Raw genomic sequence first — 727 nt, forward strand, 5'->3', positions numbered from 1 at the left:
CTTTTTAATGTCATATATGATCCAGGTTTCCACTCAACTAAAGAGTATGCTCCAGTTCCCATAGGAGTGTGGTTTACATCTTTTGTATTTTCATAATAATTTTTATTTAAAATAGAAGCTGTTATGTGTGTTAAGTGGTGTATTAATGAACCTGATGGAGCTGATGTTTTAATAATAGCTGTATATTTATCAGGAGTTTCGATACTATCAATAGCTGAGTAAAGAGTTCCAACTTTAGATGATTTTTTAGCATTTTCTAAAGTATATTTTACATCTTCAGAAGTTAACTCATCACCATTTTGAAATTTAACTCCTTTTCTTAAATTAAATTTTAACTCAGTAGGTGATACTTGTTCCCAACTTTCAGCTAATCCAGGAACTATTTTTAAATTTTCATCAGTTTCAATAAGTCTATCAAAAATATTTGAAATTATTCTTCTAGAATACACATCTGTAGCTTCGTGAGGATGAAGAGTTACAGATTCACTACTTTGAGTATAAATTAATTTATTCCCTTTAGGTGTTGCTACTTGTTTTGTAGATTCTTTTTCTTTTCCACAACTAATAAAAAGTGTAACTAGTAGTAATAATTTAAATATTTTTTTCATAGAATTCCCCCTTAGTATTTAATTATTATGATAAGAGTACCAAAAAATAGCAACTATGTAAAATTTTATTTCCAATATATTTAAAAATGAAAAAAAATACCAAAAATATTATATATTTA

General features: G+C 26.4%; 1 protein-coding gene. It reads right to left on the reverse strand.

The window, feature by feature from the left end; translation table 11 throughout:
- The coding region (locus HMPREF0202_RS14950) for an ABC transporter substrate-binding protein (RefSeq protein ID WP_023052333.1) at positions 1-608 on the reverse strand (608 nt) is incomplete at its 3' end.
- Positions 609-727 lie beyond the last annotated feature (119 nt).

It is taken from the genome of Cetobacterium somerae ATCC BAA-474 (assembly GCF_000479045.1).
Lineage (GTDB): Bacteria > Fusobacteriota > Fusobacteriia > Fusobacteriales > Fusobacteriaceae > Cetobacterium_A > Cetobacterium_A somerae.